24 protein-coding genes and 1 tRNA gene are annotated in these 24141 nt (G+C 68.5%); 13 read left to right on the top strand and 12 right to left on the bottom strand.

Annotated features, from left to right (window positions below; genetic code table 11):
• Nucleotides 1–39 precede the first annotated feature (39 nt).
• Nucleotides 40–234 (top strand): hypothetical protein, encoded by a 195-nt coding sequence (locus tag AB0H88_RS34825; RefSeq protein WP_357652057.1) that lies wholly within the window; start codon nucleotides 40–42, stop codon nucleotides 232–234.
• Between the two features lie 250 nt (nucleotides 235–484).
• On the opposite strand, the gene AB0H88_RS34830 is transcribed toward AB0H88_RS34825, so the two are convergent.
• The 3 genes from AB0H88_RS34830 to AB0H88_RS34840 all read right to left on the bottom strand — a co-directional run bounded on the left by AB0H88_RS34830 (nucleotide 485) and on the right by AB0H88_RS34840 (nucleotide 3836).
• Entirely contained in the window at nucleotides 485–790 is a 306-nt protein-coding gene (locus AB0H88_RS34830) for a hypothetical protein (protein ID WP_357652059.1), read from the bottom strand.
• A 153-nt stretch (nucleotides 791–943) separates the two neighbouring features.
• Nucleotides 944–2293, bottom strand: coding sequence for an AarF/UbiB family protein (locus AB0H88_RS34835; RefSeq protein ID WP_357652061.1), 1350 nt, complete (start codon nucleotides 2291–2293; stop codon nucleotides 944–946).
• 46 nt (nucleotides 2294–2339) lie between these two features.
• Nucleotides 2340–3836 (bottom strand): ThiF family adenylyltransferase, encoded by a 1497-nt coding sequence (locus tag AB0H88_RS34840; protein WP_357652063.1) that lies wholly within the window; start codon nucleotides 3834–3836, stop codon nucleotides 2340–2342.
• Between the two features lie 182 nt (nucleotides 3837–4018).
• Here AB0H88_RS34840 and AB0H88_RS34845 point away from each other — a divergent pair, with 182 nt between their 5' ends.
• The 3 genes from AB0H88_RS34845 to AB0H88_RS34855 all read left to right on the top strand — a co-directional run bounded on the left by AB0H88_RS34845 (nucleotide 4019) and on the right by AB0H88_RS34855 (nucleotide 5981).
• Entirely contained in the window at nucleotides 4019–4816 is a 798-nt protein-coding gene (locus tag AB0H88_RS34845) for an enoyl-CoA hydratase-related protein (protein ID WP_357652065.1), read from the top strand.
• A 68-nt stretch (nucleotides 4817–4884) separates the two neighbouring features.
• The gene (locus AB0H88_RS34850) at nucleotides 4885–5400 is read left to right on the top strand and encodes a M48 family metallopeptidase (protein WP_357652067.1); all 516 of its coding nucleotides are present in this window, start codon (nucleotides 4885–4887) and stop codon (nucleotides 5398–5400) included.
• Nucleotides 5397–5981 carry a DUF2064 domain-containing protein gene (locus AB0H88_RS34855; RefSeq protein WP_357652069.1) on the top strand — a complete coding sequence of 195 codons (585 nt, stop codon included), beginning with the start codon at nucleotides 5397–5399 and terminating at the stop codon, nucleotides 5979–5981. Before AB0H88_RS34850 ends, AB0H88_RS34855 begins: the two co-directional genes overlap by 4 nt.
• Before the next feature lie 86 nt (nucleotides 5982–6067).
• Here the strand turns inward: AB0H88_RS34855 and AB0H88_RS34860 are convergent, their stop codons facing one another.
• The 3 genes from AB0H88_RS34860 to AB0H88_RS34870 are packed head-to-tail and all read right to left on the bottom strand — an operon-like array spanning nucleotide 6068 to nucleotide 8903.
• Nucleotides 6068–7057 carry an endonuclease/exonuclease/phosphatase family protein gene (locus AB0H88_RS34860; RefSeq protein ID WP_357652071.1) on the bottom strand — a complete coding sequence of 330 codons (990 nt, stop codon included), beginning with the start codon at nucleotides 7055–7057 and terminating at the stop codon, nucleotides 6068–6070.
• A 35-nt stretch (nucleotides 7058–7092) separates the two neighbouring features.
• Nucleotides 7093–7653 carry an NUDIX domain-containing protein gene (locus AB0H88_RS34865; protein ID WP_357652073.1) on the bottom strand — a complete coding sequence of 187 codons (561 nt, stop codon included), beginning with the start codon at nucleotides 7651–7653 and terminating at the stop codon, nucleotides 7093–7095.
• Nucleotides 7650–8903 (bottom strand): zinc-dependent metalloprotease, encoded by a 1254-nt coding sequence (locus AB0H88_RS34870; RefSeq protein WP_357652075.1) that lies wholly within the window; start codon nucleotides 8901–8903, stop codon nucleotides 7650–7652. The genes AB0H88_RS34865 and AB0H88_RS34870 overlap by 4 nt, the downstream gene beginning before the upstream one ends.
• A 79-nt stretch (nucleotides 8904–8982) precedes the next feature.
• Between AB0H88_RS34870 and AB0H88_RS34875 the strand changes: the two genes are divergently transcribed.
• The 5 genes from AB0H88_RS34875 (at nucleotide 8983) to AB0H88_RS34895 (ending at nucleotide 14780) form a co-directional block, all read left to right on the top strand.
• A complete protein-coding gene (locus AB0H88_RS34875; protein WP_357652111.1) occupies nucleotides 8983–10056 on the top strand; it encodes an NAD-dependent epimerase/dehydratase family protein in 1074 nt (357 codons plus the stop codon).
• A 17-nt stretch (nucleotides 10057–10073) separates the two neighbouring features.
• The gene (locus tag AB0H88_RS34880) at nucleotides 10074–10499 is read left to right on the top strand and encodes a molybdenum cofactor biosynthesis protein MoaE (protein ID WP_357652077.1); all 426 of its coding nucleotides are present in this window, start codon (nucleotides 10074–10076) and stop codon (nucleotides 10497–10499) included.
• 10 nt (nucleotides 10500–10509) lie between these two features.
• On the top strand, nucleotides 10510–11556 hold the full coding sequence (locus AB0H88_RS34885) for a PDZ domain-containing protein (protein ID WP_357652079.1): 1047 nt from the start codon (nucleotides 10510–10512) through the stop codon (nucleotides 11554–11556).
• Nucleotides 11557–11688: 132 nt separating this feature from the next.
• Entirely contained in the window at nucleotides 11689–14649 is a 2961-nt protein-coding gene (locus AB0H88_RS34890; protein WP_357652081.1) for a UPF0182 family protein, read from the top strand.
• Nucleotides 14650–14703: 54 nt separating this feature from the next.
• Nucleotides 14704–14780 (top strand) — tRNA-Met (locus AB0H88_RS34895).
• Between the two features lie 214 nt (nucleotides 14781–14994).
• Here AB0H88_RS34895 and AB0H88_RS34900 read toward each other — a convergent pair.
• Nucleotides 14995–16452 (bottom strand): FAD-binding oxidoreductase, encoded by a 1458-nt coding sequence (locus AB0H88_RS34900; RefSeq protein WP_357652083.1) that lies wholly within the window; start codon nucleotides 16450–16452, stop codon nucleotides 14995–14997.
• A gap of 93 nt (nucleotides 16453–16545) precedes the next feature.
• Nucleotides 16546–17121 carry an XRE family transcriptional regulator gene (locus tag AB0H88_RS34905; RefSeq protein ID WP_357652085.1) on the bottom strand — a complete coding sequence of 192 codons (576 nt, stop codon included), beginning with the start codon at nucleotides 17119–17121 and terminating at the stop codon, nucleotides 16546–16548.
• A 252-nt stretch (nucleotides 17122–17373) separates the two neighbouring features.
• On the opposite strand from AB0H88_RS34905, the gene AB0H88_RS34910 reads away from it, so the two are divergent.
• The 4 genes from AB0H88_RS34910 (at nucleotide 17374) to AB0H88_RS34925 (ending at nucleotide 21551) form a co-directional block, all read left to right on the top strand.
• Complete coding sequence (locus tag AB0H88_RS34910) at nucleotides 17374–17574, top strand: hypothetical protein (protein ID WP_357652086.1); 201 nt, start codon at nucleotides 17374–17376, stop codon at nucleotides 17572–17574.
• A 40-nt stretch (nucleotides 17575–17614) separates the two neighbouring features.
• Complete coding sequence (locus AB0H88_RS34915; RefSeq protein WP_357652088.1) at nucleotides 17615–18262, top strand: class I SAM-dependent methyltransferase; 648 nt, start codon at nucleotides 17615–17617, stop codon at nucleotides 18260–18262.
• Between the two features lie 113 nt (nucleotides 18263–18375).
• Complete coding sequence (locus AB0H88_RS34920) at nucleotides 18376–20868, top strand: DUF4118 domain-containing protein (protein WP_357652090.1); 2493 nt, start codon at nucleotides 18376–18378, stop codon at nucleotides 20866–20868.
• 14 nt (nucleotides 20869–20882) lie between these two features.
• Entirely contained in the window at nucleotides 20883–21551 is a 669-nt protein-coding gene (locus AB0H88_RS34925) for a response regulator (protein ID WP_357652113.1), read from the top strand.
• 3 nt (nucleotides 21552–21554) lie between these two features.
• Here AB0H88_RS34925 and AB0H88_RS34930 read toward each other — a convergent pair whose 3' ends face one another.
• The 4 genes from AB0H88_RS34930 to AB0H88_RS34945 all read right to left on the bottom strand — a co-directional run bounded on the left by AB0H88_RS34930 (nucleotide 21555) and on the right by AB0H88_RS34945 (nucleotide 23604).
• Entirely contained in the window at nucleotides 21555–21776 is a 222-nt protein-coding gene (locus AB0H88_RS34930) for a hypothetical protein (protein ID WP_357652092.1), read from the bottom strand.
• 5 nt (nucleotides 21777–21781) lie between these two features.
• The gene (locus AB0H88_RS34935; RefSeq protein ID WP_357652094.1) at nucleotides 21782–21907 is read right to left on the bottom strand and encodes a hypothetical protein; all 126 of its coding nucleotides are present in this window, start codon (nucleotides 21905–21907) and stop codon (nucleotides 21782–21784) included.
• 147 nt (nucleotides 21908–22054) lie between these two features.
• A complete protein-coding gene (locus AB0H88_RS34940) occupies nucleotides 22055–22882 on the bottom strand; it encodes a putative protein N(5)-glutamine methyltransferase (RefSeq protein ID WP_357652115.1) in 828 nt (275 codons plus the stop codon).
• A 320-nt stretch (nucleotides 22883–23202) separates the two neighbouring features.
• Entirely contained in the window at nucleotides 23203–23604 is a 402-nt protein-coding gene (locus tag AB0H88_RS34945; RefSeq protein WP_357652096.1) for a hypothetical protein, read from the bottom strand.
• Nucleotides 23605–24141 lie beyond the last annotated feature (537 nt).

Below are 24141 nucleotides of genomic sequence, written 5' to 3' on the forward strand. Positions count from 1 at the left end.
CGATTCCCCGTCCCCTTCGAGCAGAAAGCAGACAGACAGATGAACTCGTTCTCCACAAGGAGCCTCAAGGTGCCGTATCTCTACCATGAACTGGTAAACGACCGAATACAAACCCTCCACCGCGAGGCTGAGGAGCAGCGTCTCGCCGCGCGCATCCGTCGTGTGCAGCGCGCACGCCGCGATGTCGAGCGAGCGAACGAGCGCCTCAGCCGGGCTCTTGGCCAGGGGGTCTGACACGGGAGATCCTGCCGCCGGCGCAGGATCTCCCGTTGCGGCCTCTTAGTTGAGCCAGCGGCTATTCCACGCAGTTGTTACTCACGGTTTTTCCAAGCAGTTGATCTAGCCAGTTGATCTACCCAGTTGTTCCAGGCGGTTGATCCACACGGATCGAGTGAGCGGCCGGGCGCATCCAGCGCCCGGCCGCTCTTCATGTTCGAGGCCGGATCGTCCGCGACGGGTCGGCTGCCGGACCAGGCCGCCAACCTCACAGGGCAGGCCAATTAGCTTGGCTCGGCTTCGAGAGGCGGCCTGACATCCAGGCGATGCCCGCGGCCGCCGCCGACAGGCCGATCAGGTAGAGCGGGAGCGGCAGCACGTTATCGCTGAACGAGCAGTACGGTTTCACCGCCTTCAAACCGTCCGGCCGCGTACTCAGCCCGTACCGCCGCGACCTGCGCGCCGGACGCTGGGGGAATGTCTGCCGGGAAGCGGCGGACCACTTCGCCGAGATCCGCTCGATCAGCCCGCCCGAGTGGGAGTACGCCTTCGACGCGCACGCTCGGATCTTCAAGCCACGCCAGGCGATCCACCTCGGGAACGCGCTGGCCCCGGTACGACGAGTACGTCCGCTGGGAGCGCGTCCTGCCCATCCGACCCGACGGCTCGACCGGCTACGTGTGACGAACCGCTCGCCGTCATGTACGGCGAGCGGTCACATCCGGGCTCAGCTGATCGGCAGCGCCTCGTCGTCGGGGTCGTCGGCGAAGCCTGGGACCCAGCGGATCACCTCGTCTCGAAAGCGGGCCGTGGTGCCCAGCTGGCAGAGGACGCCGACGCCCGCCGCGTGCACCCGGTGGATGAGCACGTAGGAGACCGGCAGGTTGAGCTGGCGGACCACGTTGGTGGGGCGGAAGTCGGTGACGCTGGCCGCCTGGGCCTGGAACCATTCGCGACTGAAGGTGAACTCCTCGACCGCCGTCGGCTCGACGTAGGGGGAGAGGAAGGAGCGCAGGGCGTCGCCGTCCACCTCGATCTCAGGGCGGATGAAGCCTTCGGCGCGCAGGCCCGCGACCACGCTGTCCATGTCGCCCTGGTTGAAGATGCGGGTCAGCTGGCCGAAGGACCTGGGATAGCCGTCGGGCAGGCGGTTGACGGCGCCGAAGTCGAGGACGCCCAGCTTGCCGTTGTCGAGTATGCGGAAGTTACCGGGGTGCGGGTCGGCGTGCAGCATGCCGACCCGGGCGGGTGAGCAGAACAGGAAGCGGACGAAGAGCAGCCCCGCGTGGTCACGCTGCTCCTTGGTGCCGTCGGCGATGACGTGAGACAGGGGAGTGCCGTCCATCCACTCCGTGACCAGCACCATCTCGTTGGCCGCGACCACGTCGGGAACGTGGAAGTCGGGGTCGTCCATGAAGGCGAGGGCGAAGGCGTGCTGGGCCTCGGCCTCGCGCAGGTAGTCGAGCTCCTCGGCGATGCGCTCGCGCAGCTCGGCCAGCACCGCCTTGATGTCGAGGCCGGGCATCAGCACGCCGAAGAGCTTGCCGAGCCGTGACAGCTGGGTGAAGTCGCCGAGCAGGGCCTTGCCCGCACCCGGATACTGGATCTTCACCGCCACGTCGCGGCCGTCATGCCAGACCGCCCGATGCACCTGGCCGATCGAGGCGGCGGCGGTCGGCCGGTCGTCGAACGACTCGAAGTAGTCTCGCCAGCCGTCACCGAGCTGCTCGGTGAGCACCTTGTGAACCGTGGCCACGGGCAACGGCGGGGCCGATTCCTGCAGCTTGGTGAGGGTGGCGCGATAGGGCCCGACGATCTCCTGAGGCAGGGCCGCCTCGAAGATGGACAGCGCCTGCCCGACCTTCATCGCCCCGCCCTTGAGCTCGCCAAGGACCTTGAAGATCTGCTCGGCGGTGCGCTGCTGGATCTCCTGGGCGACGATCTCGGCTGGCTTGCCGCCGATCCGTTTGCCGAGCCCCAGTGCGGCACGGCCGGCGTAGCCGAGTGGAAGAGTGGCCAGCTTGGCGGAACGCGTTACGGCGCGGCGCGGCAGATCGCTCACACTGAAGCGCGGCATCGTGGCTGAGACACCGCTTCCCCCCTTCGAGGTTCCCCGTACTGCGTCAGCCCATCGCTTGCGACTGACATGACCATTCTGGGCGATAAGGATGGTTTCGCATACAACGACATTGCGGATGCCGGGTCCATGACCTGGTTTTCCACTGCCAATCAGGCATGACGTCCAATGTGCCGTTGGTCACAACGGGGTCGCGACCATCGATGTAAGCGAGCGCGTGGCCCGTCGCGGCGGCCGCCACCAGCGTGGCCAGGGTCGCGTCGCAGGCGATCTCGCCGGGTGGGTAGCCGCCCAGCCGCGCGGTGACGATGGGCCACGCGGGGTCGGCGTCGCGGCGCGCCAGATCGAGGCAGTGCAGGCAGGCGGTCTCGCCGGGCAGGACGAGTGGCCCCACGGAGCCGTGGCCCTCGAAGGCGGACACGAGCAGGTGGGGGATGGACAGGGCGGTCAACTCGTTGACCAGTACGCCGTCCAGCGGGGTGACCGAGGCCAGGATCACCAGATCGGGAAGGTCGGAGCCATCACCCAGATGAGGGCCGCCGGCCCGCGCGTCGGTCGACGGCATCGAGGGCGTGCCGGGGAGCGCGGAGCCGTCCGCCGGCCGAGCCGCCGCACGGGAACGCTGCCGACTTCTCCCACCGGTCCCACCGGTCTTACCGGTCCCACCGATTTCAACGGTCCCATCGCTCCCAGCGATTCCATTGGTCCCGTCGGTCCCATCGCCAGCGATGCCAGAGGTTCCGCTGGTCCCACCCGCCCTACCTGTCCTACCCGTCCCACCCGGCCTGCCCGCCTGTCGCTCGGCCACATCGCCCGCAGCCGCCGGACCTCGGGCGATCGAGCCTCGGGACGTCGGGCCTGGAGCCGCTGTCCCTCGGGCAGTCGGGCCTGGAGCCGCGGGGCCTCGGGCCGGCAGACCTCGGGCAGCCGGACCTGGAGCCATCGGGCCCAGGGCCGCCGGACCCGGAAGCGCCGAGTCCGGAGGCAGCGGGCCGCCGGAGGTGAGGCGGCGGGCGACCGCCACCGCGCCATCCTGGCGGCTCATGCCCAGCTCCGACCAGGTCAGCCCACCCGGCGTGAGGTCGCGAGGCCGGGTCTGCCCTTCGTCGAAGACGCGGATCGCCCCTACCCCGCACGCCGCCAGCAGCGCCACCACCTGCGCCCCCACCCGTCCGGCCCCATAGACCCGCACCCGCGCCCGCCGCCGCCGCGAGAAAGAGCCACCGGCCAGGTCGAGGGCATCGAGATCGGGTGCCAGGCGATCACGCTCACCGAGAGACAGGCGAACGGGCGGGACCGCCGCGTCCTCCAGCACTCCCTGCGCGGCGAGCTGATCCAGCATCGCTCGGCAGTCCGCCTCGGCCAGACCCGCGGCGGCGCCGTCACGCAGCGCCTGGCCCAGGTCGCGGGTGCCGTCGAGCCCGGACACCCACTGATGGACCGAACCCGTCACCAGGACGGCCCGCAGCGGATGTGCCCCCAGCTGCAAGGTCTGCTCGTCGCGGACGATCCGCCGGAGGGCGGGCTTCACACGTGGCCTCATGGCGGGCAAGACTGCCACCTCGAACCAAGATCCCGAGCGCCTAACGAACCGCCTGTGGATAACTCTCCGTCATCAGGGTCCTGAGCGCCGAACAGTTGATCCACCTGTGGATAACCTCCGCACCAAGGAGCGCCTGACGTTGCACCTCCTGTGGGCGACTCCCCCCCCGTTACGCTCAGCCCATGAACCCCACAAACCCCACGAACGAGCTCCTGGTGGACCGCAGGGACGACGGAACCGTACTGATCACCCTCAACCGCCCCGACAGGCGCAACGCCATGACGGACGGCATGACCGACGAGTGGTGCGAGACCATGGCCGCGCTGGCCGTCGACCCCGGCGTCCGCTGCGTGATCGTCACGGGGGCCGGCACCGCGTTCTCCTCCGGTGGCGACCTGTCCTGGCTGGGCGAACGCGGGGTGGAGACGGTGCCGAGGCTGCGCGACCGGATGCTCGCCTTCTACCGCACGTGGCTGGCCATCACCGAGCTGGAGGTGCCGACCATCGCCGCCGTCAACGGCCCGGCGGTGGGGGCGGGCCTGTGCGTGGCGCTGGCCTGTGATCTCGTGTACGCCGCCGACGACGCCAAGCTGCTGGTCCCGTTCACGAAGCTCGGTCTGCATCCCGGGATGGCGGCCACGTACCTGCTGCCGAGGAGGGCGGGCGCCCTCGGCAGGGAGATGCTGCTGACCGGCCGCACGGTCATGGGACCGGAAGCCGCTACTAAAGGTCTTATAAATCAATCTTTCCCGAAAAATGACCTTATGTCGGAAGTAGAGGCCATCGCCCAGACCATCGCGCAGAACGCCCCGATTGCCACCAGACTCACCAAGGTCGCTCTGAACCAGGACCATCCACACCTGGAGGCCGCTCTGCGCTGGGAGTCCCTCGCCCAGCCGGTGACCATGGCATCTGCCGACATGATCGAGGGACTGACCGCGCATCGGGAAAGGCGCATGCCCAAATTCACCGGGTCTTAATCATCTGACCAGCAGAAACAACCTCTGCCCCTCTGTGGAATTTCGCCAGTCTCGGCTAACGTGCATATGTGCCCCCCGAGACAGTCGAGGTCCGTCGCAGTTCTCGTCGCCGGCGTACGGTCTCCGCCTACCGCGACGGCGACAAGACGATCGTGCTCCTGCCCGCCTGGCTGAGCGGCGAAGACGCTGATGAATGGGTGAGCCGGATGCTCGATCGGCTTGCGGCCAAGGAGAACCGGCGAAGACCGACCGACGAGGCTCTCCTGGAGCGGGCCAAAGAGCTGTCGGCGAAGTATCTCCACGGCAGGGCCATGCCGGCCAGCGTGCGCTGGGTGGACAATCAGCAGCATCGATGGGGATCATGCACCCCGGAGAACGGCACGATCCGGATCTCGACCCGCCTCAAGGGTCTCCCTGAGTGGGTCATCAACTACGTGATCATCCACGAGCTCGTCCATCTGCTCGTCCCCAGCCACGGCGCCAGGTTCTGGGCGCTGGTCGAACAATATCCCAAGGCGGAGCGGGCGCGCGGGTTCCTCGAAGGATTCTCCGCCGCCGCCCCCACGGCACCGGAGGAGTGTTGACGCGCATAGCCGCGGTCCTCGTACGGCAGAGCATGGCGCAGGCCGCCCCCGAGGGCATGGATCCCGGCGAGTTCCTGGAGGCCATGGCCGAGGACACCTACGAGATGGTCGCCGGCCTTCAACTCGTCACGCCCGTCCTGGTCACCAGCGTCCCGGGCCTCGACGCGATCGTCTGGCCCGGCACCGAAGTGCTCACGATCGACGAGGACGAGCCGCTCAAGGCCATCATGAGCCGGTTCGACGGTGACCAGGCGGTGGTGATCGGCGCCGACGCGCCCGACCTGCCGCCCCTGCTGGTCGGCAAGCTCTTCCGCGAGCTCGGCCGCGCCCAGATCACGCTCTGTCCGGCCGAGGACGGCGGAGCCGTGGCGCTGGCCTGCGGCCTGCCCATGCCCGAATGGGCCGACGCCGACCTCGACGACCCCGACCCGGTGGCGACCCTGCGCGCCCAGGCGCCCGGCCGCCGCATGGTGGCCACCGGCCCCGGCTGGCACCGCCTGCGCACCCCCGAAGCCCTCACCCGGCTCGACCCCGGCCTGGAGGGCTGGGACAACCTCAGGGCACTGCTCAAGGCACGCTGAGCTTCGCGAACTCAAGGCACGCTGAGCTTCGCGAACTCAAGGCACGCTGAGCTTCGCGAACTCAAGGCACGCTGAGCTTCGCGAACTCAAGGCACGCTGAGCTCCGCGAACACCGCCCGATGATCGGTGCGCGGCACGGTGTGCACGCTGACCTCCTTCACGCCCACCCGCTGGTCCACCAGCACATGGTCGATCGTGATGATCGGCGGCACCCGCTTGTTGGCCGGCCAGGTGGGGATCAGCCCCGCCCCGACCTGGGCGGCGGCATCCTTGTAGCCGCGAGACAGCAGCCGCCGCATGGGCGTGTGGTCGAGCGTGGCGTTGAAGTCTCCCGCCAGGACTCGCACGGTGTCACCCGACGCCGCGGGGAGCCCGTCCAGCGCCTCGATCCATTTCGTCGCCTGGGGGCCGAGTGGCGGAAAGGGATGTACGTCCACGAACTCCACCGGCTTGCCGCCGGGCAGCGCGACCATCGCCGCGGGCATGTTGTGCCCGACCGGCGGCACCAGGTTGTAGATCGGCTTGAGCGGATGCCTGGAGTAGAGGCCGCTGCCGCTCGCGGACCACGCATCCTGCAGTACTCGGTAGGGCATCAACCCGGACAGCCCGGCCGTGTCGAGCGCCTCGACACCCTCGGGCGTGAGCTCCTGGGTGCTCAGCACGTCAGGCTCGTACCGGCGCACCAGGTCGAGGACCGTCTGCGGGTCGGCCCTGCCGAACAGCATGTTGATGGTGAGCACCCGGAACGGCCGGCCCGCCGTGGTGTCGGCCGTACCCAGGGCCCTCGGCAGGACCGCGAAGCCGAAAGCGGTCGTCGTGAGCAGCGCCACCGCGGTCGCGGCGCGTTTGCGGCTGATCGCGGCGATCAGCAGCGGGACGATCGAGCCCGCGGCGGCGTACGGCGTGGCGGTCATGAGCTGGGTGGCCAGCGAGCCGCGTTCGAGTCCCGCCACTCTGGTCAGCGCCCAGGCCGCGAACGGTGTCACGGCCAGCCAGGTCAGCGTGGTGCCGGTGAACCTGCGCCGTTTGCGGGCGGGTGTGACGATCGTGCCGCCGACTTCACTCTCGGTGTGCACATAACCCCCTTGGGACGGGACGGCCCAGGCGGACTCTAACCAAGAGCGCGTGAGTCCACCGTCAGCGCCACGCGGCCACGTGCGGCCAACCGACGCGTCGCCTCGTCGGAGAGCTCCGGGATCTCGTTGATCGGGAACCAACGCAGGTCGAGAGACTCCTCGCTGATCACCGCCTCGGCGTCCGCCGGGGCCACGGCCGCGTACTCCACGTCGAGATGCCAGCTGTGCGGGGGATGGCACCAGACCTGGTGTTTGTCGAGGGCCAGCGGCCCGGGCAACAACTCCAGGCCGGGAATGCCCGACTCCTCCACCGCCTCGCGCAACGCGACGCCCGCGAGGGAGGTGTCGGAGATCTCACAATGTCCGCCCATCGGCAGCCACATGCCCGCCTTCGGGTGCAGCGTCAGCAGCACCCGCGCGCCGTCGTGCGACAGCACCGCGGTCGTCGCCGTGAGATGACCCGGCACACACTCGCGCAGCATCGCGTCGTCGTGCGTGCGCAGGTGATCGAGGAACTCGGCGCGCAGCGACTCCTCGCCGGGCGTCGGCGCGGTCCAGCCGGATAGCACGGCCACCGCGTCCTGGCGCAGGCTCAACTCTGGTCGTCCTCGTCGGGCTTGGCCTCCAGCTTGGAGATGTCCCAGGCGGCCTCGCCGCGGACGAACGCCTCGGGGTCGTCGAGGTCTTCGGCGTGCGGCAGCAGGTCGGGGTGACCCCACAGCGCGTCGCGCCCGTCGAGGCCGCGCGCCTCCTTCAGCGCCCGCCACAGCGCCGCCGCCTCGCGCAACCGCCTGGGCCGCAGCTCCAGCCCGACGAGCGTGCCGAAGGTCAGCTCGGCCGGACCGCCTGTCGCGCGGCGCCGGCGTACGGTCTCGGCCAGCGCGACGGCCGAGGGCAGCTTGCCCTCCGCGGCGTCGTCCACCACGGTCGCCACCCAGCCCTCGACCAGGGCGAGCATCGTCTCCAGGCGGGCCAGTGCGGCCTTCTGCCGCTCGGTCTCCTCGGGCTTGAGCAGCGCGCCGCCGCTCAATGCCTCCTGGATGGCCTCAGGGTTGTTGATGTCGAGCCCGCGGATCTGCTCTTCGAGCGCCGAGGTGTCGACCGTGATGCCCCTGGCGTATTCCTCGACGGCGCCGAGCAGGTTGGCCCGCAGCCACGGTACGTGCTGGAACAACCGGTGGTGCGCGGCCTCGCGCAGCGCCAGATAGAGCCGGATCTCGTCGGCGGGATTGTCGAGTCCCTGGCTGAACGACGAGATGCCGCCGGGCAGCAGCGCGGCCGTGTCCGACAGCGGCAGGCCGATGTCGGTGGTGCCGATCACCTCGCGGGCGAGCGAGCCGAGGGCCTGGCCGATCTGCTGGCCGACCATCATGCCGCCCATCTGCTTGAGCATGCCCATCAGCGGCCCGGCCATCTGCTGGGCCTCCGGAGGCAGGCCCGCGCCGCCGAGCGCACCGCCCATGGTCTCGACCATGCGCGCGGCGATCGGCTCACAGAGCGTGCGCCACACGGGGACGGTGTTCTCGATCCACTCGGACCGGCTCCAGGCCTGCGGGTTGGACACGCCGCTGGGCAGCGTCGTCGCCTCGTTGAGCCACAGATCGGCCAGGCGCAGCGCCTCCACGATCTGGCGGCGCTCGCCTTCCATGACGCTCGGATCGCTCTCGGCGACCACGGCGTGGCGGGCGATGTTCTTGGCCATGTCCCAGTTGACAGGGCCGGAGCCCTGGGGCGCCGACAGCATGTCGGCGAACTGGCGCATCGCCTGAGCCATCTGCTCAGGGTTGCCGAACATGGCGAACGGGTTCTCGTTGGGGTCGTTTTCGCGACCTGGCAGGTCAGTCACCGCTCTACCTCGTGCAGGATGGAGGAGTCCACATCCGCCACGTTAGTCGTCCTACGGCGGATCAGTGCAAAGTGAGGACCTGGTGCCTACCTCGAAACGCCCGCGCCACCCCGTCGTCGCCGTCACCGGTGCCGCCTCTGGCATCGGCCGCGAGCTACTCGCAAAGCTCGTATCCACCGCGGATTTCCGCAGGGTGGTGGCCATTGACGAGGAGCGCGGGGACGTCCAGGAAGCCACGTGGAGAGTGATCGACGTACGAGATCCGCTCTTGGCGAACCGCATCTCCGACATCGACGTCCTGGTCCACCTGGCCGGTGACTACGCCGTCGACTCCGATCCAGCGGAGCGGCGCGCGTACAATCTGCGAGCTGCGCAGACGGTGCTCACCGCCAGCGCCGCCGCGCGCGTCCGGCGCGTCGTGCTGGTCACGAGCGCGATGGTGTACGGCGCCGCGCCCGAGAACGACGTGCCCCTGCCCGAGGAGTCCCCGGTCGCGGCCGAGCCCGACACGGGGGTCGTGGGCGACTATCTGGAGATCGAGGCGCTCGTACGCAGGTCGTCGCGGAGCCATCCCGGCCTGGAGGTGACCGTGCTGAGGCCCGCGGCCGTGGTCGGCCCCGGCATCGACACGGTCATCACCCGCCACTTCGAGTCGCCGAGGCTGCTCACCATCAAGGGCTGTTCACCGCGCTGGCAGTTCTGCCACGTCGACGACCTGATCACGGCGCTGGAGCTGGCCGCGCGCGGCGTGGTGACCGGCGTGGCCGCGGTCGGCTGCGACGGCTGGCTGGAGCAGGAGCAGGTCGAGGAGATGTCCGGATTGCGGCGCTTCGAGCTGCCGGCCGGCCTCACCTTCGGGACAGCGCAGCGTCTGCACCGGCTGGGCATCACCCCGGCCCCCGCGACGGACCTGCACTACGTCGTCTACCCGTGGGTCGTCGACTGCACGGCGCTGCGTGAGGCCGGCTGGAAGCCCTCCTGGACCAATGAGACCGTGTTCGCGCAGCTCCTGGAGCTGCGCGAGAACAGGACCACCGTGGTCGGCAGGCGGCTGCCGGTCAAGGAGGCCACGCTCACCGCCGCGGGCGCCACGGTGGCGGTCATCGGCACCGCCGCCATCGTCCGCCAAGTGCGCAAGAAGCGCCGCCAGTGACTATGTAGGCTCTGTTCGTGGACGTCATCCGGTTGCTCGGGATTCGCGAGACCTCGCTCTCGGTGGACGAGGTGCTGGCCGCTGTGGGGGACCATGCGGCAGGGGGCACCACGCTCTTCGTCGGCACCGTACGCGAGCAGGACCACGGCAAGCCCGTGACCGGGCTCTCCTACTCGGCGCACCCCTCGGCCCTCGGCTCGCTGCGGCAGGTGGCGGAGAAGGTGGCCGCCGACTTCCCGGTCACCGCTCTGGCCGCCGTGCACCGGGTCGGCGATCTGAAGCTCGGCGACATCGCGGTGATCGTCGCGGTCGCCTGCCCGCACCGGGGCGCGGCTTTCGAGGCGTCACGCAGGCTGATCGACGACCTCAAGTCCCAGGTACCGATCTGGAAACACCAGATCTTCGCCGACGGGTCGGCCGAGTGGGTCGGCGCCTGCCAATAAGCTCGTCTTCATGTCGCGACGCGCCTTGACCCTGCTGGTTGCGGGTTTCCTCGTGCTAGCGCTCGGTGTCGCAGGGGCTTTCCTGCCCGTGCCGTACGTCGTACTGAGTCCCGGGCCGACCGAGAACACCATCGGCGAGGTCGACAAGAAGCCCGTGATCACGATCAGCGGGCATCAGACCTTCCCCACGAAGGGCGCGCTGCGCCTGGTCACGGTGGCTTATCAGGGTGGGCCGAGCAGCAGGATCGATCTGCTGACCGCGTTGCGCGGCTGGGTGGATCCGACGGTCGCGGTCGTCCCCGAGGAGACCATCTTCCCCAAGTCCCGCTCGCCCAAAGAGGTCGAGGAGGAGAACACGGTCGAGATGACCAACTCCCAGGACTTCGCCACCGCGGCCGCGCTGACCGAGCTCAAGATCCCCTTTGGCATGAAGGTCTCGGTCGCGTCCACGCAGAAGGGCAAGCCGGCCGACGGCAAGCTGAAGCCGGGCGACGAGATCAGCGAGGTCGACGGCAAGCCGGTGGCGAACGTCAAGACCGTCAGCGACGCCGTGAAGGCGCACAAGCCGGGCGAAGCCGTGGCCTTCACGGTCACCAGGGGCAAGGACAAGAGCCAGGTCAGCGTGCCTACCGTGGCGGAAAAGGATGGTCAGGCCGTCGTGGGCGTGATCATGCAGGAGAGCTACAAGTTCCCGTTCAAGGTCGACATCAACGTGGGTGACGTCGGCGGGCCGAGCGCCGGGCTGATGTTCTCGCTCGGCATCCTCGACAAGCTGACCCCCGGCGAGATCACCGGCGGCAAGGACATCGCCGGCACCGGCACCATCCAGGCGTCGGGCGAGGTCGGACCCATCGGCGGCATCGCCCAGAAGATGGTCGGCGCCCGCAAGTCCGGCGCGACGGTGTTCCTCACCCCGCCGGACAACTGCGCCGAGGCCATGAAGGCCGTCCCCGACGGGCTGCGCCTGGTGAAGGCCGAGACGCTGCACGCCGCGGTCGGCGCGCTTGAGGCGCTGCGCACCGGCAAAGGCGATGTGCCCGCTTGCGCTGCTGGATGAAACTTCTGGCGAATGCCATCCGTTAGTCGTACGGCTGGCACAGCGGTGTAGGTTGCCAGACACGGACCGTTTGTTCATCACGACGAGGGGTTGGCCTTGAGCTTCCGGACCCCAGGAGCCGGCGGCAGGGCAATGCGTTTGCCCCGCCGACCGCGACTGCTTCTTCCAGTTGCGATCGCGCTCGTGGCGATTGTGGCGCTATTTTTCCTGTTTTCCGGTATTTATACCGATTATTTGTGGTTCGACACGGTAGACCCTGGAGTCGACTACACCTCGGTCTTCTCCGGCGTGGTGCTGACCGAGATCGTGCTGTTCCTGGTCGGAGCGGTGGTCATGGTCGGCATCGCCGGCGGCAACATGCTGCTGGCCTTCCGGATGCGGCCGATGTTCGGCCCGGCCATGTTCGGTGGTGGCAGCGGGGCCGACCGTTATCGGATGGCGCTCGACCCCCACCGCAAGCTGATCTTCATCGTCGGCATGGGCCTGCTCGCGCTCTTCGCGGGCTCGTCATTCGCCGGGGAATGGAAGACCTGGCTGCAGTTCATCAACGGGGTGCCCTTCGGCACGAAGGACCCCCTGTTCGGGATGGACGTCTCGTTCTTCATGTTCGACTATCCGTTCATTCGGATGATCCTCAACTTCCTGTTCACCGCCGTGATCATCTCGATCATCCTGGCGGGGATCACGCACTACCTCTATGGCGGCTTCCGGCTGCAGTCACCCGGCGTGCACGCCTCCCGCGCGGCGCGTGCCCACCTGTCGGTGCTGCTCGGCGTGTTCGTGCTGCTCAAGGCCGTCGCCTACTGGATCGACCGCTTCGGGCTCGTCTTCTCCGACCGCGGCTTCGTCCACGGCGCCTCCTACACGGACGTCAACGCGGTGCTCCCGGCCAAGACCATCCTGGCCATCATCGCGCTGATCTGCGCCGCTCTGTTCTTCGCGGGTGTCATTCGGCCCGGCGGCATGCTGCCCGGCGTCTCCTTCGGCCTGCTCGTGCTCTCGGCCATCCTGATCGGCGGCGTCTACCCGGCGCTGGTCGAGCAGTTCCAGGTCAAGCCCAACCAGCAGCTCAAGGAGTCGGCTTACATCCAGCGCAACATCGACGCCACACGGGCGTCGTACAACGTCGACAAGACGGAGATCCTGCCCTACACGGCGGAGGCCGACCCGACCAAGGTCCAGACCGGCGGCGACGCCTCTGTGTCCGGCGTCCGGCTGCTCGACCCCGCGCTGGTCTCCGCGACGTATGAGCAGACCCAGCGCATCCGCGGTTTCTACGGCTTCTCCGCCCAGCTCGACGTGGACCGCTACCCCGATGCCACCGGCAAGCAGGTCGACCACGTCGTCGGCGTACGCGAGCTGCTCGGGGCGCCCGAGGGCCAGAACAACTGGATCAACAACGCCCTCATCTACACCCATGGCTACGGCATCGTGGCGGCGCCCGGCAACGAGGTCACCGAAGGCGGCCTACCCGACTATGACGCCAAGGACATGCCGGTCGTCGGCCCGCTGGCCAACACGACCAAGCTGAAGGAGCCGCGGGTCTACTTCGGTGAGAGCCCGGCCTCCAACGAATACGTCATCGCGGGCGGAAACCCGAACAACCCGCAGGAGCTCGACTACCCGGAGACGGGCGGCACCGAGCAGAAGAACACCACCTACACCGGCAAGAGTGGCGTCCCGGTCGGCTCGTTCTTCAACCGGCTGGTCTACGCGGCCAAGTACGGCGAGAAGAACATCCTGCTCTCGGGTGACGTCAACGACAACTCCAAGATCCTTTACGTGCGCAACCCGCGCGACCGGGTCGAGAAGGTCGCGCCGTTCCTGACCCTCGACGGCAATCCCTACCCGTCGATCGTCGACGGTCGGATCACCTGGATCATCGACGGTTACACGACCTCCAACGAATACCCGTACGCGCAGAGCGAGAGCCTGGGCGACATGACCCGCGACCGCAACACCGACCGCCGCGTGGTCGCCCAGCAGCCGCAGGACAAGGTCAACTACATCCGCAACTCGGTCAAGGCCACCGTCGACGCCTACGACGGCACGGTCACGCTGTACGCCTGGGACGACAAGGACCCGGTGCTCAAGACCTGGAGCAAGGCCTTCCCCGGCATCATCCAGCCGGCCGCGAAGATGAGCGCCGACCTCCAGGCGCACGTCCGCTACCCGGAAGACCTCTTCAAGGTGCAGCGCTACATTCTGTCGCGCTATCACATCACCACCCCCGCCGCCTTCTACAGCGGCCAGGACTTCTGGAACGTCCCGAGTGACCCGTCGCAGGGCGACACGAACACCAAGCAGCCGCCCTACTACGTGACGACCACGATGCCCGACCAGAACCCGGCGCCGACGTTCTCGCTGACGACGACGTTCGTCCCTAAATCGGGGCCCAACCTGGCGGCCTTCATGGCGGTCGACTCGGTGGCCGGCCCCGACTACGGCAAGCTGCGCATCCTGCGCATGCCATCCAACACCCCGATTCCGGGCCCCGGACAGGCGCAGAACGCCTTCCAGAGCCGATTCGCCGGCGAACTCAACCTGTTGGGCGTGGGTGCCTCGTCAGTCAGATACGGAAATCTGCTGACTCTGCCCTACGCCGGGGGGCTGGTGTACATCGAGCCGGTGTACATCCAGGTCGCCGCCGGTGGGGGGCAGGAGCCGTATCCGATACTGCAGCGCGTACTGGTGTCGTTCGGCAGCAAGATCGGTGTCGGCCGCACCCTTGATGAGGCCCTGAAACAGGTCTTCGGCGGCGAGCAGCAGCAGACGACGCCCAACAACGAGCAGGCCAAACCCAACCAGAACACCACTGCTCTGAAGTCGGCGATCGACACCGCGCAGAGCGCCTACAACGACGCCCAGAAGGCCCTGCAGGCCAGCCCACCCAACTGGGACGAGTACGGCAAGGCGCAGAAGCGGCTGGAAGAGGCGCTGAAGGTGCTGGAGGGGCTGGGCGCGCTGCCGTCCACCGCCACCACGCCGACGCCCTCACCTACGACTTCTCCGTCGGCGTCACCCACGGTGTCACCGTCGGCCACCGCCACTCCGTCGCCCACCGCGACACCCACGCCGACAGGCGGTACGTAGGCTCCTCGATTTGCTTCCACCCCGTGCCACCTATAGTCTTTAGACACACACCGACGCGGGGTGGAGCAGTTCGGTAGCTCGCTGGGCTCATAACCCAGAGGTCGCAGGTTCAAATCCTGCCCCCGCTACCAAGAGAAATGCCTTCCGGGAGATCCTCCCGGAAGGCATTTTTTATGTCTAGGGGTCAGGGGTGGGTAGCCCGGCTTTTGTTCAATTTCGCGGCCTGCCTGGCGCGAGCCCATGCCATGCGGGGCGATGTTCTCGCCTGCCGCTGTGGCCCCGCGCAGCGCGACGAGACAACCCGAGGGCCGGAGGGTGACTGAGGGGCAGCGCCTCCGGCCAAGGTCAGCGGCCTGAGATGAGGTTGGCGATGCGGGCGTAGGCCGAGGTCGTGGTGCCGTGGTCGTTCTCGTGCCGGTCCGCGGCCCTGAAGAGCGCGTAGATGAGCTGCACCCCGGTCCACCGCAGCGGCTCCGGCTCCCACTGCCTGACCTGGCGGCCCACCCAGGGCAGTGCCGTCAGCTCGGTGTCGCGGCGCAGCACCAGGTCGCGCAGCGTACGGCCGGCCAGGTTCGTGGTGGTGACGCCGCTGCCCACGTAACCGCCCGCCCAGCCGAGACCGGTCGTGTGGTCGAGGTGCACCGTGGAACACCAGTCGCGCGGCACGCCGAGCACTCCGCACCACGAGTGCTGGACGCGGGCGTCGGCCGCGGCGGGGAACAGCTTGACCAGCATCCGCCAGAGCAGCGCCACCGTCTGCGCTTGGGTGGCGCCCTGGGAATCGGTGCGCGATCCGTACCGGTACGGCACGCCGCGCCCGCCGATCGCGATCCGGTCGTCCGCGGTGCGCTGGGCGTAGATGTAGGCGTGCGCCTCGTCGCCGAGCAGCTCGTTGCCCGACCAGCCGATGTGCTTCCACACCTCGCCGGGCAGCGGCTCGGTGACGATCATGGAGCTGTTCATCGGCAGCCACTGCCGGCGCTGCCCGGCGAGGCTGGCGGTGAAGCCCTCGGTGGCGCGGATGACGCACTCGGCCGAGACGACGCCGTGCGAGGTGACCGCCGCCGCCATACCGCCTGAACCTGTGCCCCCTGAACCCGAGCCCGAGGCCATACCGCCCTGGCGGGGGCGGATCTCGGTCACCGTGGTGTTCTCGAAGATGTCCACGCCCAGCGCGGCGACCGTCGAAGCGAGTCCGACGGCCAGCTTGGCGGGCTGGATGCGGGCGCAGTGCGGCGAGTACGTGGCCTCCAGGGTCCCCGCCACCCGCAGCCGTTCCTGCTGCTCGTCCCGGGACATCACCCTGAGGTCGTCCTCCCCGTACCCCCAGGTGCGCAACGAGGACAGCTCCTCGCGCAGGCGGCGCCGCTGGGCGGGGTTGGTCGCGACGTGCACCAGGCCGCCCTTGTGGATGTCGGCCTCGATGCCCTCCTCGCGGGTCACCTCGATGACCTCGTCGACCGACCGGAACATGGCGTGCTGCAGGTCGATCATCGCTTGGCGGCCCCGGGCCTTGGCGTACCGCTCGCGCGAGCCGGCGAACTCGGCCGACAGCCAGCCGCCGTTGCGTCCGGAGGCGCCGAACCCGGCGAACTCCCGTTCCAGGATGGCGATCCGCAGGTCGGGCTGGGCCTTCTTGAGGTAGTACGCGGTCCACAGGCCGGTGTAGCCACCACCGACGATCACCACGTCGTACGAGCGGGACCCGGACAGCGCCGCCCGGCGGTCCGGGACGCCGATCTGCCGGTACCAGAACGAGACGCCGCCGTTGGCGAAGTCCTCGGTCAGCGGGATGCCTTTCACGTGAGCACTGCCTCCACATCACTTTCGTCGGCCAGGAGCACGGAGTCGGACACGCGCCAGGTGAGTGTGACCTCGTCACCGCGACGGGGTTGATCAAGCGGGTGTGGGCGGGCTGATCGTCCAGAGGACCTCGGCTGTCTCGTCGCCGTCATTGACCACGCGGTGGGGCACCGACGTGCGGTACTCCACACTGTCGCCGGCCGCCAGGACGTGCGGGGTGGCCGAGTCGGCCGGGCCGAGCCAGAGGGTCACCTGGCCGCGCACGATGAGGAAGATCTCCTGGGAGTCGCCGTGGGTGTACGGCTCGTCCCCGGTGGACGCGCCCGGGTCGAGTTCCCCGGCGTACACCTCCAGGTTCTGCAGGGGGCGTTGGGAGATCAGGTACTTGCGGGTGCCGGGTTTCGTGGGGAGCTCAGGACGTTCGGCGCGGCGCAACACCCGGTGTCCGACCTCGTCCTGCTCGTTGAACAGGTCGGCCACCGTGAGCCCGAGAGCCCCGGCGATTCGCCGCAGCATCCCGATGCTCGCGCTGGTCTGCCCCCGCTCCAACTGGCTGATGAAGCTGGCGCTCGCCTTGGCCTCGGCGGCGAGTCCACGAACGGTCATCTGGCGCATGTTCCGGTAGGCCCGGATGCGTACACCCAGGTATTCGGTCTCCGACTCCGTCATCGAACCCCTTGATCGACTGGACTGAACAAGTTGTTCAGTGGCGATGAAGGGACCGTACATAGTGTGCGAAGACCCAACAAGGGGGCGTTAGATAACGAATAGGTCACCGGCCCGGGCGGCATGAGATCAACATGGGGGTCTGTACGTCCTTGTCGCGGCCGCTCGCGGCGTGGATCTTCGCCCAGCATAATGACCGGTATAAACCCGATAGTTTCGCTGTCTTCCCCCTCCACGAGAGAAACGAGAAATGCAGTGAAAGCATGGATCTTCCTCGTCCTCGGCGTTCTCCTGGCCCTGGTCGGAGCCCTGTGGACGCTTCAAGGGCTGGGCGTCGTCGGTGGCAGCGTGATGAGCGGCGTTACTCTCTGGGCCATCATCGGCCCCATCGTCCTCATCATCGGCCTTGTTATCGCTTTCATCGGAATACGCCAGCTGCGGCAGTCGCGCGGCTGATAACCCGCCGTGCAGGCATATTCCGAGGTATTAATGGATCATGACGGTACGCTATGACGGTCTGTCCGAGTGGTACGACGAGCTCATCGTCCCGAACCTCGCGGACGTGGCCGAACTCCTGGGCCCAGGCGACGAGACGTGCCTGGACCTGGGCTGTGGCACCGGGCGCTACCTCGACGCGATCCGATCCACCGGCAGGACCGTCGTGGGGCTCGACCGGTCCGGCGACCAGTTGCGCCTTGCTCGCCGCCGGGATCCCGGGCCACTGCTCCAGGCTGACGGGACGGCGCTGCCGTTCGCCTCAGGGGTGTTCGGCACCGTCGCCGCGTTCTGGGTGTCCACGGACATCGGCGACTTCCCCGGACTGCTGAGGGAGGCGGCCCGAGTGCTCCGCCCTGGTGGGCTGCTGCTCTTCTATGGGGTGCACCCGTGCTTCAACGGCCCGCACATCGAGAACCGCGAGGACGGCGCGCTGATCATCCATCCCACGTACCACCTCAAAGGCTGGCACCAGCGCGGGCCGTGGTGGCGCCAAGGCGGGATCAGGGACCGGGTCGGGATGAGCCAGGTGCCGCTGCCGGACCTGATCAACGCCTTCATCGACGCCGGGCTCGCCATCGAGCGGGTCTACGAACCGGGCGAGCAGCCCATCCCCAGCATCCTGGCCATCAGGGCGTCCGCTCGCTGAAGGCGGTCAGCGCTCAGGTGGGGGAGCACGTGGGGACGTGCCACTGCCCCGTAAACCCGTCGTGTCCCTGGTCGTAGCCTGGAGGTCACAGACTTACCACCGGGGAGCGAGGCATGACACGCGGGCGGCTGCGCATCTACCTCGGCGCGGCCCCCGGCGTAGGCAAGACGTTCGCGATGCTCGCCGAGGCCGCCCGCGCCAGGGAACGCGGCCGCGACGTGGTCGTCGGCTTCGTCGAGACCCACGACCGCGCCCGCACGGCCGCCCAGCTCGACGGGCTGGAGGCGATCCCCCGTAAAACGCTCGTCCACCGAGGCGCCACCTTCACCGAACTCGACGTGGCCGCCGTCATCGCACGCGCGCCGAAGGCCGCGCTGATCGACGAGCTGGCCCACACCAACGTCCCGGGATCGAAGAACGCCAAACGCTGGCAGGACGTCGACGAGATCCTCGACGCGGGCATCGACGTCGTCTCCACCGTCAACATCCAGCACCTCGATTCGCTCAACGACGTGGTCCGCCAGATCACCGGTGTCCCGCAACGCGAGACCGTCCCCGACGAGGTGGTACGCCGGGCCGAACGGATCGAGCTCGTCGACATGTCCCCCGAGGCGCTGCGCCGCCGGATGGCCCACGGCAACGTTTACGCCCCCGACAAGGTCGACGCGGCCCTGTCCAACTACTTCCGCGTCGGCAACCTCACCGCGCTGCGCGAGCTGGCCCTGCTCTGGGTCGCCGGCAAGGTGGACGACCAGCTCATCCGCTACCGGGCGGACCATGGCATAGCGGGCACCTGGGAGGCCCGCGAGCGGGTCGTCGTCGCGCTCACCGGGGACCCCGAGGGCGACACGCTGATCAGGCGGGCCGCCAGGATCGCCGCCAGGTCCAAGAGCGTCGACCTGCTGGCCGTACACGTGACCAGGCCCGACGGTCCGGCGTCCGACGGCGAGCCGGCGGCGCTCGTACGCCGTCGCGCGCTCGTCGAGAGCCTCGGCGGCACCTACCACCAGGTCGTGGGCGACGACGTCCCGCGCGCGCTGCTGGAGTTCGCCCGCGGCGCGAACGCGACGCAGCTCGTGCTCGGCGCGTCCAGGCGGGGCCGGTTCGCGCAGATCCTGTCCCGCGGCGTGGGCGTCACGGCGACCGCCTTGTCCGGCTCGATCGACGTCCATCTGGTGCCCCACGAGGCGGTTCGGGGCGTACGCGGTCCCGCCCGCTCGCCGGCCGCGCTGAACCGGGACCGGCGGATCGCCGGCTGGGCGCTGGCACTGCTCGCGGTTCCGCTGCTCACAGCCGTCATGCTGGCATTCGCCGAGCGGCTCACGCTGCCGAGCGAGATCCTGTTCTTCCTGCTGCTGGTGGTCGCCGTCGCGCTGGTGGGAGGCAGGTGGCCGGCGCTGACGGCGGCGGTGCTCGGTTTCGCGCTGCTGAACTGGTTCTTCACGCCGCCACTCCACACACTGACGATCTCCGCGCCGGAGAACCTGTTCGCGCTGTCCATCTTCGTGCTGGTCGCCGCGATGGTCAGCACGGTCGTCGACCAGGCGGCCCGCCGCAGCAGGGAGGCCGCCCGCTCGCGCGCCGACGCCGAGGTGCTGTCCACACTCGCCGGCCACGTCCTGCGCGGCGACGCGGCGCTGCCGTCTTTGCTGGCCAGACTCAAGGAGGTGTACGGCCTGGAGTCCGTCACGCTGCTGGAGCGCGACGGCGACTCATGGCACGTCGTGGCCACGGCCGGGGGACCTCCGTCCACCTCGCCGGGGCATGCCGACACGGACGTGCCCATCGACGACGACCTGGTGCTCGCCGTACGGGGAAGGCTGCTCGACGCGGCCGACCGGCAGGTGCTCGAGGCATTCGCGGCGGAGTCGGCGGTGGCGCTGCGGCAGGAACGCCTGCGTGCGGAGGCCGACCGGGCCAGGCCGCTGGCCGAGGCCGACAGAATGCGCACCGCCCTGCTCGCGGCCGTCAGCCACGACCTGCGCAACCCGCTCGCGGCGGCCAGGGCCGCGGTCGACGGCCTGCGCGGCACAGAGGTCGACTGGACCCCCGAGGACCGCGAAGAACTGCTGGCCACCGCGGGCGAATCGCTCATCAAGCTGGACAGGCTGGTGTCGAACCTCCTCGACATGAGCCGCCTGCAGGCGGGCGTGCTCGGCGTCACGCTGGAACCGCTGGCCGTCGAGGACGTCGTCCCGCAGGCGATCGCCGAGCTCGGACCGCTGCGCGAGCGCGTCCACGACGGGTTCACCGGCGAGGTGCCGGAGTTCATGGCCGACGCGGCGCTGCTGGAGCGGGTACTGGTCAACCTGATGTCCAACGCCGTCCGCTTCAGCCCGGCCGGCGGCCAGGTGGTGATCTCCGCGAGTGCGTACGGCGAGCATGTCGAGATCCGCGTCGTCGACCGGGGACCCGGGATTCCGCCGGAGGCGCAGGAGCGGGTGTTCCTGCCGTTCCAGCGGCTGGGCGATCGGCAGGGCGTGGGGCTGGGGCTCGGGTTGGCGCTGTCCAGGGGACTGACGGAGGCCATGGGCGGCACGCTCACCCCGGAGGAGACGCCCGGAGGAGGCTTGACCATGATCGTCTCGCTACGGAGGGCGTCTTGACTGGGAAGGGCTCCTTGACCCGCGTGCTCGTGGTGGACGACGAACCGCAGATCCTGCGGGCGTTGCGCATCAACCTGGTTGCCAGGCACTACGAGGTGGCCGTCGCGCCCGACGGCACCGCCGCGCTGCGCCAGGCCGCCGACTGGCATCCCGACCTGGTCATTCTGGACCTGGGACTGCCGGACCTCGACGGGGTGGACGTCATCCAGGGGCTGCGTGGCTGGACGAGCGTGCCGATCATCGTGCTCTCGGGCCGGACGGGCAGCCCCGACAAGGTGGACGCCCTCGACGCGGGGGCCGACGACTACGTGACCAAGCCGTTCGGGATCGACGAGCTGCTCGCCCGGATCCGCGCGGTGACGCGCCGCACCGGAGCCGCCGCCGACGAGCCCGCGACGGTGCGGGTGGGGGAGCACGTGATCGATCTCGCCACGAAGACGGTCTCGGGCGGGGTACGGCTCACGCCCACGGAATGGCACTTCCTGGAGCTGCTGGCCCGCAATCCCGGCAAGTTGATCAGCCAGCGGCAGTTGCTGAACGAGGTGTGGGGGAGTTCGTACGTGAAGGAGACCCACTATCTGCGGCAGTACATGGCGCAGCTGCGCCGCAAGCTGGAACGCGACCCGGGGCATCCCGTACACCTGCTGACAGAGCCCGGAATGGGATATCGCTTCCAGCCGTAACCGCTACTCCGGCTCGAAGAAGAAGGAGTCCTCCAGCGGATCGGCGAAGGCGTCGGACTCACGGCCGTCCTCCTCGTTCACCCATCTGGAGATGCTCCGCGCGGCCTCGTCATCGATCTCGAGGATCCTGTGCCGTTGCGGGAGCCTGTCCAGGTACATGGCGGTGGCGGAAAGCTGTACGTCATCCCCCATGTCATGACTGATGTCATAGAGTTGATCGCTCATGAGACTCACGCCTTGGTGATCATCAGAGTTGTCTTGCGTACGGCCCAAGCGGCCAGGGCGGCACCGAAGATCAGCTGGACGAGGCGCATCCAGAGGGTCTGGGTGTCTTCAACGTAAATGACGACACCCATCCATATGAGGCTGAAACCGCCTACTAGAGCGATTGCTGCCCAGTTGAACCATCGCTGCCACATATGCGCAGTCTTGCAGCCGATCGGCCAAGGCTGGGTATGCGAGCGGTCGTCTTCTGGTCACCTGGGCAGCACGCGCGGTGCCGACTATTCGGTGGGTCTGGTGCCGATGACGACGGTGGCGTACCGGTCCTCGGAGCGGGCCACACGCGGGGTCAGCCCGGCGGCGGCCATGTCCTCGGCCGTCCGCGACGCCTGGCGTTCGCTCGTCTCGATCAGCAGATGACCGCCCGGCGCCAGCCACGAGGGCGCCTCCGCGATCATCCGCCGCACGACGTCGAGCCCGTCGGCGCCACCGTCGAGCGCCACCAGCGGCTCGTGGACGCGGGCCTCCGATGGCAGCAATCGGATCGCCTCGGTGGGCACATAGGGAGGGCTGGCGATCAGGATGTCGACGCGACTCCGCAGCGTGGCCGGCAACGGCTCGTAGAGGTCCCCCTCGTACACCTGACCGCCGATGGGGACCAGGTTGCGGCGCGCGCACCGTACGGCGGCGGGGTGCAGGTCCGCGGCGTGCAACTCGACCCCTTCTCTGTTGAGGGCCGCCTTCTTGTTGAGGGCCGCGGCCAGTGCGGCGCCCATCGCGCCCGTCCCACAGCACAGATCGAGGATGACGGTGGGGGAGGGACCGCTCAGCGCGGCGGCCGCGGCCTGGTCGATGAGGAATTCGGTACGGCGGCGCGGCACGAACACCTCGGGATCCACCGCGATCCGCAGCCCGCAGAACTCCGCCCAGCCGAGAACATGCTCAAGAGGAAGCCCGGCGACCCGCTGGTCGACCATGGTGGTGAGCTCGTCCGGCGTCCTCGCCGTCGAGATGAGCAACTCCGCCTCGTCCTCGGCGAAGACACAGCCGGCGGCGCGGAGCCTGGTGACGATGGCGGATGGGGGGACAGGTGACGGAAAAACCGACATGAGCGCCTTTCGGAAAGCCAATGAGCGCTCCCTCGGTCACCTATGTCAGGTGGACCGCACGATCACGAGGGGGAGCACCCAGCCTGCTGCAGCGTTAATGGGTCTCACCTCCTCGATCGGGTCCATCGCTGGGGACGGCAACATTACCTGACGTCCTGTTCGGCACGCGAGCGGCCTCTTCGTCTGGGTTCTGAGAGCCGTTTGAGCTTTGCCAGGTCTGCCGGGGTCCGTCAGGTCTGTCGGCCTGTGGGGTCCGTCATGTCGGCCGGGTCCGTCAGGGTTCGTGGGGGTTCCGCGAACCGGCTCAGCGGCTTTGGGGCTCAGCGGGGGAACGTGCGAGCGGTGCCGACACAGCGGCGCAGTCGCATTCCCCTCGGCCGGACCTGGGCCGGCTGCTGCTCCAGACAGGCCAGCAAGGCGGACGCCGCGGCCGCGTCCGACAGGATGCGCTGCACGGCCTCCCCGTCCTCGGGTAGCTGACCGCGTTCGGCGAGCTCGTGCTTGATGAAGGCCAGCGGGTCGGGCGCGTCCACCGCCTCGGCGGCCACCGTGGCCCGAGCGGCGGTGAGCAGGCGCAAGTAGTACGTCCGCAGGACGGCCTCGCGCATGCGCGCGTGCTCAAGGTCGTCGATCAGTGTCCGGGCGACTCGGAGGAGGTCTCCAGCATGAGTCGCATCGTCGGCAAGGAAGGCGCGGATGTCATCGAACTCCGAGCGGGTCATTCCGGACACCTCCGAGGGCGCAGATTGCTCGTACATACTTCGTACACACCGGCGATTGCGGATGACTTGCTTTCGGCTTGCCTCCGCCATGTCACCCGCCCGCCGCGGACCTGGTCGGCGACTCGACGGGTTTGAGCATCTTGAGGGCAGGGAAGGACCTCACGATTACCTGTACGGCACGAAGCAGGCGTGGACGGCTGCTAGAGTTGCTCAGGCAGGGCGGCCAAGGGGTTCATGGAACCCGGACAGCGCCCGGCACATCCCACTTCTTCCTGGTTCGTCCGGTTGATTCGCATCTGTCCGGATGGTCTGGTAAGTTAGAGGGGTTGTCCCGGAAACGGGGCGGTCTTATTTCAGCAGGTCGGAGCGGGTCGGGTCAATTTGACACCGGGCCGGGCGGCTGAAAAGATAAAGACACAACGAAAACGGAAAACGAAATGAACGCCTCTCGCAGGTTGGGGAGTACGCGTCCGTTTCTTGAGAACTCAACAGTGTGTTAAAAGCCAGTGCATGATGCACAACCCCGTCATGTCTGCG

Origin of the sequence: Nonomuraea sp. NPDC050680, from assembly GCF_040654555.1 — a bacterium.
Lineage (GTDB): Bacteria > Actinomycetota > Actinomycetes > Streptosporangiales > Streptosporangiaceae > Nonomuraea.